Below are 14,736 nucleotides of genomic sequence, written 5' to 3' on the forward strand. Positions count from 1 at the left end.
AATGTTTCAGCTTGCTATAGAAAAAGCGCTAAACCATATGATTAATACCAATAGTATTAATACTGATCGAATGAATAACAAGCTTATTGGGATTAGGGTTAATGATATTGACTTGAAATTATTTTTTATGTTTTCAAATTCTCGAGTTTTTGTAATTGAGAATAATGGACAAGAACCTGTAGATGTTGATATTTCACTTAACAAAACAGCTTTTTTATCTTTATTTAAAGGTATTTCCTTTGAAGAACTGATTGAAACTGATGAGATTGAAATTAATGGAAGCATTAAAACAGCTCAACAATTAGCTGATTTAATGGCCCTTTCTTCCATCGATATGGAGGAGCTTATTTCTCAATATACGGGTGATATTATTGCTCACCAGTTAGGCAAGACTCTCCGAGCTATTAAAGAAAAGTCAGTAGAGGGCAATTTGGATATTATTGAAAGCTGTAAGAATGAATTGACCACTCTTTTAGTGGCGCCTGGTAAATCAAGTATTTTTAAAAAGAGGCCTTTTAAATGAGAAATTTTTTTCAATTCCTTCGCATCCTGAGGACTCTTATAAAATATCGCCTAGATTATCTTATCTTATCAAGCTCGCTCTTAAAAAGCTTCAAGCCCTTGGTATATCTTACACCATGGCATTATTTTCCAAGTAAAAAACTTTCGCGTGGTGAAAGAATTCGATTGGCACTTGAAGAGCTAGGCCCTGTCTTTATAAAATTTGGTCAAACTTTATCTACGAGACGGGATCTTCTTCCAGATGACATTGGTGATGAACTAGCAAAACTTCAAGATACTTGTCCACCATTCTCTGAGAAAGAGTCTAAATCAATTATCGAAAAAAACCTAGGCTCCAGTGTTGGTGAACTATTTAAATCTTTTGATGATAAGCCACTTGCTTCAGCATCAATTGCCCAAGTCCATACTGCCACAACACACAACAATGAAGAAATAATTATTAAGGTTGTTAGGCCAGGCATTGAGAAGCTCATCAAGCGTGATGTAGGTTTACTGTATGCATTTGCTAGTTTGGCAGAAAGCCATCCAATAGGCAAAAGACTTAGACCAAAAGAAGTAATTGAAGAATTTGAAGGGATTATTTATAACGAGCTCAACATGATGATTGAAGCAGCTAACGCCTCACTTCTTGGCAAAAACTTTAGCGACTCTGACCTTCTGTATGTCCCAAAAGTTCATTGGGAGTTTTGTCGTTCCAATATATTAGTTACTGAACGCATTTATGGAACTCCAGTAAATAACATTGAGGCCCTTATAGAGAATAAGACAGATCTTAAAGTTCTTGCTGAAAATGGAGTTATTATTTTCTTCACCCAAGTCTTCGATCATAATTTTTTCCATGCAGATATGCATCCAGGAAATATTTTTGTTGGAAAAAATGATCAATATACTGGTGTTGACTTTGGAATTATGGGGACATTGAGTGAAGAGGATCAATATTTTCTTGCTCAAAACTTTTTAGCATTTTTTAACCAAGACTACAAAAGAGTAGCCCAAGTTCATCTTGAGTCAGGATGGATACCTGAAGGCACAAATGTTCTTGAGTTTGAGAATGCCATTAGAAGCGTTTGTGAGCCAATATTTCAAAAGCCACTAAATGAAATTTCTTTTGCGCAAGTTCTTTTAAGTCTTGCGAAGGAGGCAAGACGCTTTGATATGACAATACAACCTCAGTTGCTTCTTCTGTATAAAACATTATTTAATATTGAAGGGCTAGGGAGAACTTTGTATCCAAATCTAGATTTATGGGCAACTGCAAAACCATATCTTGAGAAACTTACTAAAGATAAATATAGCATAAAGGGCTCTTTAAAAAAAATCTCAGATAAGCTTCCTGAACTTGTTTCCGAGTTGCCAGAGTTGCCAATGCTTGTTATTAACGCCTTAAAACAAATTGAAAGTGGGGCTCATAAACAAGAAAATTCAAAAAAACAGACAGAAGCAATTATTTCTCAGCTCCAATCAAATTTGTCAAAACAAAGATCGGCAATATTCGCAGCGTCTCTGGTCATACTTGCAGGAATTTTAGCAACTCAGTCAATGTGGCTCTTTGCAGGGGTTAGCTCAAGCTTAAGTTTTCTTATATGGCTGAGGTCACGCTAAAAAGGAAGCCTTACAAAAAGAGGAAATATCGGGTAAAATCATCCTCCAGCTTGTCTGGTCGCAAGACGAGTTGTATTTGTTACATCGCTTAATGTGGTGTTTTTTTATTTATTGGAGATCTCAAAATGAGTATAACTGTAAACGCTATTTTGCGTGAAGATCAGGGGAAAGGTGCGAGCCGCCGCCTGAGAAAAAAAGAAATGGTACCAAGCATTATCTATGGTGGGAAAAAAGAGCCGATAATGATTTCACTTAACATTCATGAAATTACGCATCTTCTAGAAGATGAACATACTTTCACCTCTGTTTTAGACTTAATGGTTGACAAACTTGAAGAGTCAGTAGTATTAAAAGACGTTCAACGTCATCCTGCTAAAAATACTATTAATCACGTAGACTTTTTACGTGTTGATGCCAAACAAGCTCTTGTAACTAATACTCCATTACACTTTGTGGGTATGGAAGAAAATGAAGCTTTAAGGCTTGGTAATATGCTAAATCAATTTGTTGTTTCTGTTGAAATATCATGCCTACCAAAAGACCTACCAAATGGAATTAATGTTGATGTAACTAATCTTGCTCTAGGTGAACACATCTCTTTAACTAACCTCATCATGCCAGAAGGCGTTATTATGACTGCACTTCAACATGATGATATTGAAGCTCATGACCAAACTATATGCTCTGTTTCTGAGCCTAAGGTTATAGAAGAAGAGGAAGAAATTATAGATACAGATGAATCAGAGGCAGAGGGTGGTGAAGACCAATCTGAAGACTCAGGTGATTCAAAAGATGGTGACGCAGAAGAGGAATAAAATGTTACTATTCTTATTGACTCAATAAGTATAAAAACGAAGCGTTGTAATGATTAAATTAATTGTTGGACTGGGTAACCCAGGAAAGGATTATCAAACACATCGTCACAACGCTGGCTTCTGGTTCGTTGACTCATTAGCAACCAAATTTGATGTTCAATTTACTGCTAAATCAAAATTTCTAGGTGAGTCCAGTTCAATTACTCTAGGGAATAAATTAACTCACCTTTTGAAGCCAAAGACCTTCATGAATAACTCAGGTGGATCAATTAAAAGCCTCGCAAACTATTACAATATAAAATCTGATGAAATTTTGGTTGCACATGATGAGCTTGATCTTCCTATTGGAACCGTTAAATTAAAAATGAGTGGCGGTCATGGTGGACATAATGGACTAAGAGATACAATTAAGGCACTTGATACTAATAATTTTTATCGCCTAAGAATTGGAATTGGCCATCCAGGCACTAAAGATGATGTTGTTGACTTTGTATTGAGTTCTCCAGGCATTTCGGAATTGAAGCATATTGAAAGCAGTATGAATAATGCAATTGAAGTCGTTGATTCACTTGCTAATGGTGATTTTGAAGATGCTATGCTTCGTCTTCATACCGAATAATGAGGAGCCTTAATGGGATTTAAATGTGGTATTGTTGGGCTTCCTAACGTAGGAAAGTCAACACTTTTTAATGCGCTCACAAAAGCTGGAATAGATTCAGAAAACTATCCTTTTTGTACAATTGAGCCTAATATTGGAATTGTCCCAGTGAATGATTCTCGACTTCAAAGCCTTGCAAATATAGTATCCCCTGAGAAAATATTGCCAACTACAATGGAGTTTGTCGATATTGCTGGCTTAGTTGAAGGAGCCTCTAAAGGAGAGGGGCTTGGAAATCAGTTTCTTTCAAATATTCGCGAAACAGATGCAATTCTCCACGTAGTTAGATGCTTTGAAGATGAAGATATTATTCATGTATCAGGCAAGGTTAATCCTCTTGATGATGTAGATACAATAAATACAGAACTTGCTTTAGCAGATCTTTTAAGTGCTGAGAAGTCTTATCAAAAGGCTATTAAAAACTCTAAGGCTGGACAAAAAGAAGGCTTGCCATTAAAAAATTTACTTGAAAAAATTCTTCCAAAGCTTGAAGAAGGCATTGCAATTAGATCAGTAGAATTTAATCCTGATGAACACAAACTAATAAAGAGCTTACAACTACTCACCTCAAAACCTGTTCTTTATGTTGCAAATGTTAGCGACTCAGGCTTTGTCAATAATCCTCATTTAGAAGAGCTAAAGGACTATGCAAAAAATCAAAATAGTGAAGTTGTGGCAGTATGTGCTGATATTGAGGCAGAAATAGCAGAACTAGATGATGATGATAAACAAGGCTTTTTAGATGAAATGGGACAGAAAGAATCTGGGCTTGATCGCCTAATTAAAGCGGGTTATGGATTACTTGGCCTTCAAACATATTTTACTGCTGGTGTAAAAGAAGTTAGGGCTTGGACAATTAATGTTGGAGATTCTGCACCAGTTGCTGCAGGTAAAATTCATGGTGACTTTGAAAAAGGCTTTATAAGAGCTGAAACTATTTCATACAAAGACTTTATAGATTATAAGGGTGAAAAAGGATCAAAAGATGCTGGAAAATTACGCTCCGAAGGAAAAGAATATATTGTGCAAGACGGCGATGTAGTTCATTTTTTATTTAATGTATAACGACTAGATTTAAAATGAAAAATACAAAATTACTAATGATTTTAGATGGCTGGGGTTACTCTCCATCTTCTGAAAATAATGCAATTGCAATGGCTCATACTCCCAACTGGGATTATTTTATTAGTGAATATCCTAACACTCTTTTAGGAACATCTGGCCCAAGTGTTGGACTCCCAGAAGGTCAAATGGGTAACTCAGAAGTGGGGCATTTAACAATTGGGTCTGGCAGAATTATTGAACAAGACTTTACTAGAGTTGAAAAGGATATCAAAAGTAGAGAATTTTATAAAAATAGCACCCTCTGTAATGCGCTTGATAAAGCCAATAAAAATCTTAAAGCTGTTCATATACTTGGGCTTTTATCGGATGGTGGAGTCCACTCTCATCAGGATCATATTCATGCGGTATTAGCCTTAGCAAAACAAAAAGAGTGTAAGGAGGTTTATGTTCATGTTTTTACTGATGGGCGCGATACTCCTCCAAATAGTGCCATAGAATTTATTGAGCTTTTAGAATCAAAAATTAATACGCTCCAAACTGGCAGAATTGTATCTATAGTAGGTAGATTCTATGCAATGGATAGAGACAATCGATGGGACAGGGTGGCTAAAGCATACAAATTAATTGCCTCTGGAAAAGGAGATAGAAAGGCAGTTTCAGCAAAAAATGCAATTCAAATGGCTTATGCGGAAGGTGAAACTGATGAGTTTATAGCCCCAACAACAATAGGTGATCACATATCTGTTAAAGAGGGTGATACTATAATTTTTATGAACTATCGAGCCGATAGAACTAGAGAGCTAACACAAGCCCTGGCCTTACCAAAATTTAAAGGCTTTGAGAGAGACTCTTTTAAATCTAGCAATTTTATTTGTCTTACTGAATACAACAAAGACTTTAGCCTAGAAAGCGCCTATCCTCCTGTTAAAGTTAAGAATACTCTGGGCTTCTATCTTTCCAGCCTTGGCTTTAAACAATTAAGAATTGCTGAAACAGAAAAGTATGCACATGTGACCTTCTTTTTTAATGGTGGTGAAGAAGAAAAACTTCCTGGAGAAGAAAGGAAATTAATCAAATCTCCTAATGTTAAAACTTATGATCTAAAGCCTGAAATGAGTGCTTTTGAATTAACTGAAAATTTAGTTGCCGCATTAAAACTAGAAAAACATGAGCTCATCGTCTGTAATTTTGCAAACACCGATATGGTTGGCCATTCAGGGAATCTCAGCGCAGCTATTAAAGCTGTTGAAGCAGTTGATAAGTGTCTAGGTGAAATCTATCAAACTGCCAAAAAAAGTGGTGTTGAAATTCTTATAACTGCTGATCATGGCAATGTAGAGCAAATGATAAACCCTGAGACACACAATCACCATACTGCTCATACTACCAATCCAGTTCCATTCATTTATATTGGAAATAAGAATGTCTCGCTTCAAGAGCCACATCTTGGTACACTTGCAGACATAGCGCCTACAATCTTGGCAATTATGAAGATTGAACAGCCTAAAGAAATGACAGGCCAAAGCCTTATTAAAGAGTAGAACGGAGATCACTATGAAGCAACAAAATTTTATTGCGCCCTCTATACTTTCTGCAAACTTTGCAAAACTAGGTGAAGAGGTAGACGCTGTTCTTGCTGCTGGTGCTGATATTGTTCATTTTGATGTAATGGATAATCACTATGTCCCCAACCTAACAATAGGCCCTCTAGTTTGTGATGCCCTCAGAAGTCATGGGGTAACAGCACCAATTGATGTTCACTTAATGATTAAACCTGTAGATAGGATCATTCCAGATTTTGCGAAGGCAGGTGCATCATATATTACCTTTCATCCTGAAGCCTCTGAACACATTGACAGAACCATTGGACTCATAAAAGATAATGGCTGTAAGGTAGGATTAGTTTTTAACCCCGCAACTTCATTACATTATCTTGATCATGTTATTAATCAGCTTGACATGGTTTTATTAATGTCAGTGAATCCTGGATTTGGTGGCCAATCTTTTATTCCTGCCTCACTTCAAAAGCTTAGCGAAGTTAGAAAGATGATTGATGATAGAGGCCTCCATACTAGACTGGAGATTGATGGAGGTGTTAAAATCAATAATATACAAGAAATTTCTGCTGCTGGTGCAGATACCTTTGTTGCCGGATCAGCAATCTTTAATACCGAAAATTACAAATCAACGATTGATGAAATGCGAGCTGAATTAGCGTTTGCAAAATAACTCTTAATACTAAATTTTAAGACTACTCTTCTAGCAATTATGAGAAAATATTCTCTTTGATTTAATCTGAGGGTTTATGGGCAAGTCGTCTTTCTTTGGTCCTGAAACAATATCATTGCATACTGGCTATGAGCCAGATCCAGCGTTTGGAAGTCGTGCAGTTCCTGTTTACCAAACAACCTCGTATGTTTTTGAAACAGTCGATGAGGCTGCTGCTCTTTTTAATATTGAAAAAGGTGGCCATATATATAGTCGTATGACGAATCCAACTGTAGCCGTTTTAGAACAACGAATTGCTGCACTTGAAGGTGGTGTTGGAGCAATATGTACAGCTTCAGGGATGAGTGCAATATTTGTAACGCTTATGACTCTTTGCTCTGCTGGTGATCACATTGTAAGTGCTTCACAGATATATGGATCAACTGCTACTCTCTTAAAACATACACTTAAAAGATTTAATATTGACTGTACTTTTATATCTATAAATGATGAAAAAGCACTGAAAGACGCAATTCAAGAAAATACAAAACTTGTCTTTTGTGAGTCAATTGGAAATCCAGGCTTAGAGGTATCAGACCTTCCTAAGATTTCTAAAATAGCCCATAAAAATAATTTACCGCTTGTAATTGATGCTACTTTTGCAACTCCAGCTCTTTGTAAACCCATAGATCATGGCGTTGACATTGTAATCCACTCTGCAACAAAATGGATTGGAGGACATGGTGTTGCTGTTGGAGGAGTAATTGTTGATGGTGGAACTTTTGACTGGGGATCAAGCAACAAACACCCTACTCTGACAACGCCATATGAGCCTTTTCACGGAATAAACTTCTGGGAGGAGTTTGGTCCTTCCGCACTATCTATGAAAATTAGAGCAGAATCTATGAGAGATTTTGGTCCTGCTATGAGCCCACATAGTGCATTTTTACTTCTTCAAGGCATTGAAACCCTTGCTTTGCGTATGAATCAACATGTAAAAAATGCTATTAAGCTCTCTAAGTGGCTTTTAGAGCAGTCACCTGTAATGTGGGTAAATCATCCAGATCTGCCAGAAAATCCAACTTATGAAATTGCCAAAAAACTTTTTCCAAATGGTGCTGGTTCAATGTTGTGCTTTGGAGTTAAAGGAGGCAGAGAAGGTGGTGCGGCATTTATTAATGGAGTTAAATTGTCGTCTAATTTAGCAAATGTTGGTGACGCTAGAACACTAGTTCTTCATCCAGCCACAACCACTCACTCGCGCCTTGACGATGAAGCTATGAAGGCTTCTGGTACAAGCCCAGACTTAATTCGTGTGTCAGTGGGAATTGAATCTATTGAAGATATCATTAATGACTTTAAGGCTGGTCTTAAAGCAGTAGACAAGGCTATTTCATAATGAATATTGTTGTAGATGGAAGCAACGCCTTTGTAGCGACTGGTGGCTGTGCCTTTGATCCAAAAAAACCAACAGTAGTATTTATTCATGGAAGTGGTCTGGATCATAGATCATGGGCTCTCCAGTCAAGATGGTTTGCATTTCATGGGTTCTCGGTATTTGCACCTGACCTTCCAGGTCATAGTCTTTCAGAGGGTGAACCAATCAAATCTATTGAAGGCATGGGAAAGTGGATTGTAAAAGCATTAAAAGTATCAGGCTGTGAATCTATTCATCTTGTGGGACATTCACAAGGGTTTCTAGTTGCTCTAGAAGCGGCTAGCGTATTAGGGGATAAATTAAAAACGTTAACTGCAGTTGCAAGTGCATCCTCTATACCTGTAAATGAAGCTTTGGTTGAAGCAGCAAAAAAAACACCTCTTGATGCAGCTGATATGCTACTCAAATGGGGATTTGGAAGTAAGTCACACGCAGGAGTCAGTGCCATTCCAGGGATGCAACCTATTGGAATTGGTCGACAAATTATGTCTAAAAATCCATTAGCTGAAGACCTTATTGCCTGTACTAAATATGAAAATGGAATAAATTGTGCGAAAAATGTAAATATTCCTTCCCATGTTATCCTTGCAACTGAAGACAAAAATACGCCCTATCGATTTGGACTAGAATTAGCAGACTTATTAAAAGCTGAAACCTCTACTATTTCTAATGCAGGACATATGTTGCCGATAGAGGCTCCAAAGAATACTCTTGATGCAATTAAATCATTTATCTTAAAAAAATCAGAATGAAAAATCAAATAAAAAAAGTTGGCGTTATTGGCGCCGGCACAATGGGGGCTGGAATTGCAGGCCAAGTTGCTAACGCAGGAATTGAGGTTTGGCTTTTAGATCTTCCCAGTGATGGTGAAAATGTAAACATGCTTTCACAAAGAGGACTAGAAAGACTTAAAGACCCAGATATGCCTGGACTCATGAGCAAACATGCTGAACAACTTATTAAATTGGGAAATACTAGAGATCATTTTGATCAATTAAAAGATTGTGACTGGATTGCTGAGGCCGTTGTAGAAAGACTGGATGTTAAACAGGCGCTTTACAAGCAACTCAATGATAACTGTAAAGAGTCAACGATCATTACTTCTAACACCTCAACAATTCCAATAAGCCTATTGACAAAAGGAATGCCACTAAGCTTTTGTGAGCGCTTTGCAATTACTCACTTCTTCAATCCTGTTCGCTTTATGAGGCTCTTAGAGCTAGTTCGAGGAGAGCAAACAAGGAAAGATGTTATGGAGACACTTGATACATTTTGTGAAACAATGCTTGGAAAAGGGGTTGTCTCTTGCTCTGACACTCCTGGATTTCTTGCAAATAGAGTTGGTGTTTTTGCAATCCAGTGCGCTCTTCACAAAGCATTTGAATACAAACTTTCGCCAACAGAAGCTGACGCTTTTTTTGGAAGGCCACTTGGCCTTCCTAAAACTGGAGTCTTTGGTCTTTATGATTTAATTGGTATCGACCTCATGGCTGATGTTGCTAAAAGTCTTGAAAATATCCTTCCACAGAACGACCCTTTTCATCGATATTCATCGCCAATTGCATTTGTGTCTGCAATGATTGCTAATGGTCAAACTGGAAATAAAAATGATCAGGGTTTTTATAAGCAAGTTGGTGATGATAAGAAAGTAATTGATCTTTCTAGCGGTGACTATATTAACCATGAGCGGTTAAAAATGCCCCTACTTGATAAGGCAGAAAAGCTCGGAGTAACTGCAATTATTAACGATAAAAGTAGTTATGGTCTCTATATTTGGGATGTACTCTCTGAAACTCTTTGTTATGCTGCCTCTCTAGTTCCAGAGGTCACAGAAGATCTTACCCAAATTGATGATGCAATGAAGCTTGGCTATAATTGGATTAAAGGTCCGTTTGAGCTAATTGATGAAATAGGCATTGAATACTTTATCAACAGACTTCAAAGTAGTGGAAAAGAGGTTCCAGAATTCCTTATGAATAGCGCTAGTAAAAAATTTTATAGCAGCCCAAACTCAATACTCAGTGCCCTTTCGCCTTCTGGACGTTTGAATCCAATTCAAAGATCTAAAGGTGTTCTAAGATTTTCTGAGGCAAGGCAAACCTTAAAGCCTGTTAACTCTAATGAGTCTGGTAGTTGGTTTGAGTATGAAGGTGCGGCAATTGTTGAGTTTCATTCAAAGGCTAACGCACTTGATAGTGAAAGCTTAGATATGATCTCTGATGCCATTATTGAGTCTGAAAAGAAAGGGCTTAGGGGTGTAATAATTCATAATGACTTCCAGCATTTTTCGTGTGGAGTCAGTCTATGGAGTGTCAGAAACTACTTTGAAAAAAATGACTTTGATGGTCTTGATGCCTTTCTAACTTACTTTCAAAACACTATGCTGCAAATGAGAAACTCAAAGCTTCCAGTTATTGCAGCGCCTGTTGGTATGTCTATTGGTGGAGGATTTGAGGTTGTTCTGCATGCAGACCATGTAGTCAGTCACGCAAACTCAGTCATGGGACTGGTCGAATCTTTTGTAGGTGTTGTGCCTGCTGGAGGAGGATGCAAAGAGACGCTATATCGCTGGACAGAAAAACTAGAAGATTCTAAAAAGGGTGCTTGGAAATCTTTTATGAATATTGGTCTAGGAAGAAAAGCCAACTCACCACAAGAGGCTGATGGCTTATCAATGCGAAGATCAGGTGATGTTTTTCATATGAACCGTGATAGGATATTGAATATTGCTCTTTCATCAATTGATAGCACTAAAAAAGCTACCAAAAGAGAGCCGCTTACTCTATCTGGAAATGAGCAATTTCAAGAGATGCTTGAATGGCTTGAAGTAAACCACAAAAAGGGCATGCTTACTCCTCACGATGTTACCGTTGGAACTGAAATTGGAAGAATTATGTCGGGTGGTGAGTGTAAAGCTGGAACTATTTTTTCTGAACAAAGAATCCTAGATGCTGAGCGTTCCTCCTTTATTACTCTTGCTCAAACTCAAGAAACTCAAGCAAGAATTGTTTCCATGCTAGATAATGGCATTACTCTTAGAAATTAACAGTCAAGACTATGAATAAAAATCCTGCTAATTTTGTTCCACTAAGCCCCATTTCTTTCTTACATAGAACAGCAGACATTTATGCAGACTACCCATCGGTTGTTTATGAGGACAGATCATACACCTGGAGTGAGTCAAGAGAAAGGTGTGTGCGTATTGCATCAAGCCTAAAAGATTATGGCATAAAAACAGGTGATACTGTCTCAGTACTTGCATTTAATACTCCAGAAATGTTTGAGTCGCATTTTTCAATTCCAATGGCTGGAGCAATTTTAAATACTATAAATATTAGACTTGATGCTGCAACAATTGCATATATTTTTGACGACAGCAATGCAAAGATGCTCTTTGTTGATAGAGAGCTTTTTAGTGTTGCATCAGAAGCACTCTCTATCGCCTCAGTTAGCCCAAAAATTGTAGTAATTAACGACTCTTTTGCTGAATCACAGCCTGATGTTTCTTCAGATATAACTGACTATGAGTCTCTTGTTATGGATGGAGACCCGCTATATGATTGGCAAATGCCAGATGATGAATGGAGCCCACTTTCATTGAGTTATACCTCTGGAACAACTGGAAAGCCTAAAGGTGTTGTCTATCATCATAGAGGTTCCTACCTAATGAGCATGGGTACCGTAATTGGATGGAACCTTCCAAACCATCCTGTTTATTTATACTCTGTTCCATTGTTTCACTGCAATGGCTGGGGTCATGCCTGGACAATGGCAGCGCTCGCTGGAACTATTATTTGCCTTAGGTCATTTGCCCCTGAAAAAGTTTTTAGTCTCCTTGACCAGCACAATGTAACTCATTTTGGAGGGGCTCCTATAATGCTAAACATGCTTGCTAATGCCCCTAAAGAAATACAAAAATCTTTTACAAGAGAAGTTAAGGTTATGACTGCTGGAGCACCACCCCCAGCCAAAGTTCTAGAAGGAATGATGTCGCTTGGATTCAATGTTATGCATGTATATGGTCTGACTGAAACCTATGGGCATATTCTTCAAGCAGCGCCTCAGGCCTCTTGGCTTAACAAGAACCCAGCTGAACTTGCCAAACTTAGTTCAAGGCAAGGCGTAAGGTTCCCAATGACTGAAGATGTAAGTGTAATTGATCAGGAAACTGGACGGCATGTTCCTCATAATGGTGAGGCAATTGGTGAAATTGTTATAAGGTGTAACACCTGCATGATGGGTTATTGGAATAACCCTGAGGCAACAGAAGAAGCCTTTGCAGATGGCTGGTTTCATAGTGGCGACTTAGCTGTAATCTATGCTGATGGCTATATTCAAATCAAAGATAGGTCGAAGGATATCATCATATCAGGTGGTGAAAATATTTCATCCGTAGAAGTTGAAAATGTACTTTATCAACACTCTGCAGTTGGAGAAGCAGCAGTAGTAGCAATGCCAGATGAGACCTGGGGAGAGGTGCCATGTGCCTTTGTAGAGCTTAAGTCTAACCAACAAGCTTCTGAAAAAGAGCTTATAGAATTTTGCAAGAATAATATGGCTAAATTTAAAAGACCAAAAAAAGTAGTTTTTGGTCCACTCCCAAAAACTGCGACTGGGAAAATTCAAAAACACGAGCTTAGAGCATCGGTTAAAAACCTGGGGGAGAAATAATGTCAAACTACACAGCGCCTGTTGAGGATATGAGCTTTGTATTGAAGGAAGTTGTTGAGATTGAAAAACTTTGCAATGAGACTGGCCTTGATACTTCAACAGTTGAAATAATTGATACTGTTTTAGATGCTGCAGGAAAGCTTGCAAAAGAAGAAATAGAGCCAATCAACAAAACTGGTGATTCAGAAGGTTTAAAAATTGACAGCTCTGGTAAAGTCACAACCGCTAATGGCTTTAAAGAGGCTTACCAGCATTTTGTTGAAGGAGGTTGGGGGTCATTACAATTCTCACCTAATTATGGTGGACAGGGAGTCCCATTTGTTGTTGCTGCCAGTGTTCAAGAGATGTGGCATTCAGCAAATATGTCATGGGGTCTGTGCCCACTTCTAACTCAAGGTGCGGTTGAAGCAATAACTTTAAATGCAAATGAGGAGCTAAAACAGCGCTACCTTCCAAAGCTAATATCTGGTGAGTGGAGTGGCACGATGAATCTTACTGAGGGAGATGCAGGAACAGATGTTGGCTCACTTAAAACTCGTGCAACTCCAAAAGATGACCATTATTTAATTCGTGGCCAAAAAATTTATATCACATGGGGTGAACACGATATGGCTGATAATATCATTCATTTAGTATTAGCCCGATTGCCAGACTCTCCTGAAGGAGTTAAAGGCATCTCTTTATTTTTAGTGCCAAAGATTCTTGTCAATGATGACGGGTCTCTTGGTCAACCAAACGACTTAAAAGCACTATCTATTGAGCATAAAATTGGAATTCATGCTTGCCCTACATGTGTCATGAGCTATGGAGAAGAAGATGGTGCAATTGGATATTTAGTTGGTGAGGAAAATAGAGGCATACAGTGTATGTTCACTATGATGAATAATGCAAGGCTCACAGTTGGCCTTCAAGGAGTATCGGTTTCAGAACGAGCATATCAGCAAGCACTTAACTTCTGCAATGAAAGAGTTCAAGGCGTTGCTCCAGGATTTCAAGAACCTGGGCCAATCATTAGACACCCTGATGTGAAAAGAATGTTATCAAATATGAAATCAATAACTGAAGCATCCAGAGCATTAGCTTATTCTGCATGTGCAGAGGTTGATTATTCTGGAGGCGCTATGCCAAAAGAATTGCTAGAAAAACATAAAAGAAAGCTTGGTATTTTAACGCCTGTTGTAAAGGGCTGGTGTACGGAAACTGCTCAAGAGGTTGCCTCTGTCAGCCTTCAGTGTCACGGTGGAATGGGCTATGTTGAAGAGACTGGAATTGCCCAGATTTTAAGGGATGCGCGCATACTCCCTATCTATGAAGGGACAAATGGGATTCAAGCAATGGATCTAATTGGAAGAAAATTAATTAGTGATGGTGGGCAAGGACTCACCGAGCTAATCGCAGAGATGAAAGAGTGCTCTAATAACAAGATATTAGAAGATCTTATTTCAAGTTCTCAGATAGCTAGGTTTGACAAGTCTCTTGACGATCTTGAGACTGCAGCCTCACTAATACTTAAGAACTCAGAAGACAACAATCACTCTGGAAAAGTTGCCTTTGATACACTAATGATGCTTGGCACGATTGCAGCTGCATGGCAAATGATTAAAAGCCTAGAAAAAGCAAAAAATGCTTTTAAAAATAACTCTGTGTCTTCTGAATTTTTAGAAGAAAAGACCGAAACTGTAAAACACTTTTTAGACTTTATCTTGCCGAGATATTTGGCTAACTTCGCAACAATATGTGCTGCCTCTGAGTAGTTT

Annotated in this window: 12 protein-coding genes; all 12 read left to right on the forward strand. The window is 38.1% G+C overall.

Annotated features, from left to right (window positions below; translation table 11 throughout):
• Position 1: 1 nt before the first annotated feature.
• The 12 genes from CRN91_RS01220 to CRN91_RS01275 all read left to right on the forward strand — a co-directional run bounded on the left by CRN91_RS01220 (position 2) and on the right by CRN91_RS01275 (position 14,733).
• The gene (locus CRN91_RS01220) at positions 2–523 is read left to right on the forward strand and encodes an SCP2 sterol-binding domain-containing protein (RefSeq protein WP_114114640.1); all 522 of its coding nucleotides are present in this window, start codon (positions 2–4) and stop codon (positions 521–523) included.
• A complete protein-coding gene (gene ubiB / locus CRN91_RS01225) occupies positions 520–2,124 on the forward strand; it encodes a ubiquinone biosynthesis regulatory protein kinase UbiB (protein ID WP_114114641.1) in 1,605 nt (534 codons plus the stop codon). Before CRN91_RS01220 ends, ubiB begins: the two co-directional genes overlap by 4 nt.
• A 125-nt stretch (positions 2,125–2,249) precedes the next feature.
• Complete coding sequence (locus CRN91_RS01230) at positions 2,250–2,939, forward strand: 50S ribosomal protein L25/general stress protein Ctc (RefSeq protein ID WP_114114642.1); 690 nt, start codon at positions 2,250–2,252, stop codon at positions 2,937–2,939.
• Between the two features lie 49 nt (positions 2,940–2,988).
• Positions 2,989–3,558: an aminoacyl-tRNA hydrolase gene (pth, locus tag CRN91_RS01235; RefSeq protein WP_114114643.1), complete on the forward strand. Its 570-nt coding sequence runs from the start codon at positions 2,989–2,991 to the stop codon at positions 3,556–3,558.
• A gap of 12 nt (positions 3,559–3,570) precedes the next feature.
• Complete coding sequence (gene ychF / locus CRN91_RS01240; protein ID WP_114114644.1) at positions 3,571–4,662, forward strand: redox-regulated ATPase YchF; 1,092 nt, start codon at positions 3,571–3,573, stop codon at positions 4,660–4,662.
• Between the two features lie 14 nt (positions 4,663–4,676).
• Entirely contained in the window at positions 4,677–6,203 is a 1,527-nt protein-coding gene (gene gpmI, locus CRN91_RS01245) for a 2,3-bisphosphoglycerate-independent phosphoglycerate mutase (RefSeq protein WP_114114645.1), read from the forward strand.
• 13 nt (positions 6,204–6,216) lie between these two features.
• Positions 6,217–6,891, forward strand: coding sequence for a ribulose-phosphate 3-epimerase (gene rpe, locus CRN91_RS01250; protein ID WP_114114646.1), 675 nt, complete (start codon positions 6,217–6,219; stop codon positions 6,889–6,891).
• A 76-nt stretch (positions 6,892–6,967) separates the two neighbouring features.
• Positions 6,968–8,269 carry an O-acetylhomoserine aminocarboxypropyltransferase/cysteine synthase family protein gene (locus CRN91_RS01255; RefSeq protein ID WP_114114647.1) on the forward strand — a complete coding sequence of 434 codons (1,302 nt, stop codon included), beginning with the start codon at positions 6,968–6,970 and terminating at the stop codon, positions 8,267–8,269.
• Positions 8,269–9,060 carry an alpha/beta fold hydrolase gene (locus CRN91_RS01260; RefSeq protein ID WP_114114648.1) on the forward strand — a complete coding sequence of 264 codons (792 nt, stop codon included), beginning with the start codon at positions 8,269–8,271 and terminating at the stop codon, positions 9,058–9,060. Before CRN91_RS01255 ends, CRN91_RS01260 begins: the two co-directional genes overlap by 1 nt.
• Positions 9,057–11,354, forward strand: a complete 2,298-nt coding sequence (locus CRN91_RS01265) for a 3-hydroxyacyl-CoA dehydrogenase/enoyl-CoA hydratase family protein (RefSeq protein ID WP_114114649.1) — start codon at positions 9,057–9,059, stop codon at positions 11,352–11,354. Before CRN91_RS01260 ends, CRN91_RS01265 begins: the two co-directional genes overlap by 4 nt.
• A gap of 11 nt (positions 11,355–11,365) precedes the next feature.
• Entirely contained in the window at positions 11,366–12,979 is a 1,614-nt protein-coding gene (locus tag CRN91_RS01270) for an AMP-binding protein (RefSeq protein ID WP_114114650.1), read from the forward strand.
• A complete protein-coding gene (locus CRN91_RS01275; protein ID WP_114114651.1) occupies positions 12,979–14,733 on the forward strand; it encodes an acyl-CoA dehydrogenase family protein in 1,755 nt (584 codons plus the stop codon). Before CRN91_RS01270 ends, CRN91_RS01275 begins: the two co-directional genes overlap by 1 nt.
• The last annotated feature ends 3 nt before the right edge of the window (positions 14,734–14,736 follow it).

The organism is Candidatus Thioglobus sp. NP1 (assembly GCF_003326015.1).
GTDB classification, from domain to species: Bacteria; Pseudomonadota; Gammaproteobacteria; order PS1; family Pseudothioglobaceae; genus Pseudothioglobus; species Pseudothioglobus singularis_A.

Coding starts and splice junctions, on each gene's coding strand:
- CRN91_RS01275 (WP_114114651.1), top strand. CDS start 12,979: ATGTCAAACTACACAGCGCCTGTTGAGGATATGAGCTTTGTATTGAAG.
- rpe (WP_114114646.1), top strand. CDS start 6,217: ATGAAGCAACAAAATTTTATTGCGCCCTCTATACTTTCTGCAAACTTT.
- ychF (WP_114114644.1), top strand. CDS start 3,571: ATGGGATTTAAATGTGGTATTGTTGGGCTTCCTAACGTAGGAAAGTCA.
- gpmI (WP_114114645.1), top strand. CDS start 4,677: ATGAAAAATACAAAATTACTAATGATTTTAGATGGCTGGGGTTACTCT.
- CRN91_RS01265 (WP_114114649.1), top strand. CDS start 9,057: ATGAAAAATCAAATAAAAAAAGTTGGCGTTATTGGCGCCGGCACAATG.
- CRN91_RS01220 (WP_114114640.1), top strand. CDS start 2: ATGTTTCAGCTTGCTATAGAAAAAGCGCTAAACCATATGATTAATACC.
- CRN91_RS01255 (WP_114114647.1), top strand. CDS start 6,968: ATGGGCAAGTCGTCTTTCTTTGGTCCTGAAACAATATCATTGCATACT.
- pth (WP_114114643.1), top strand. CDS start 2,989: ATGATTAAATTAATTGTTGGACTGGGTAACCCAGGAAAGGATTATCAA.
- CRN91_RS01260 (WP_114114648.1), top strand. CDS start 8,269: ATGAATATTGTTGTAGATGGAAGCAACGCCTTTGTAGCGACTGGTGGC.
- ubiB (WP_114114641.1), top strand. CDS start 520: ATGAGAAATTTTTTTCAATTCCTTCGCATCCTGAGGACTCTTATAAAA.
- CRN91_RS01230 (WP_114114642.1), top strand. CDS start 2,250: ATGAGTATAACTGTAAACGCTATTTTGCGTGAAGATCAGGGGAAAGGT.
- CRN91_RS01270 (WP_114114650.1), top strand. CDS start 11,366: ATGAATAAAAATCCTGCTAATTTTGTTCCACTAAGCCCCATTTCTTTC.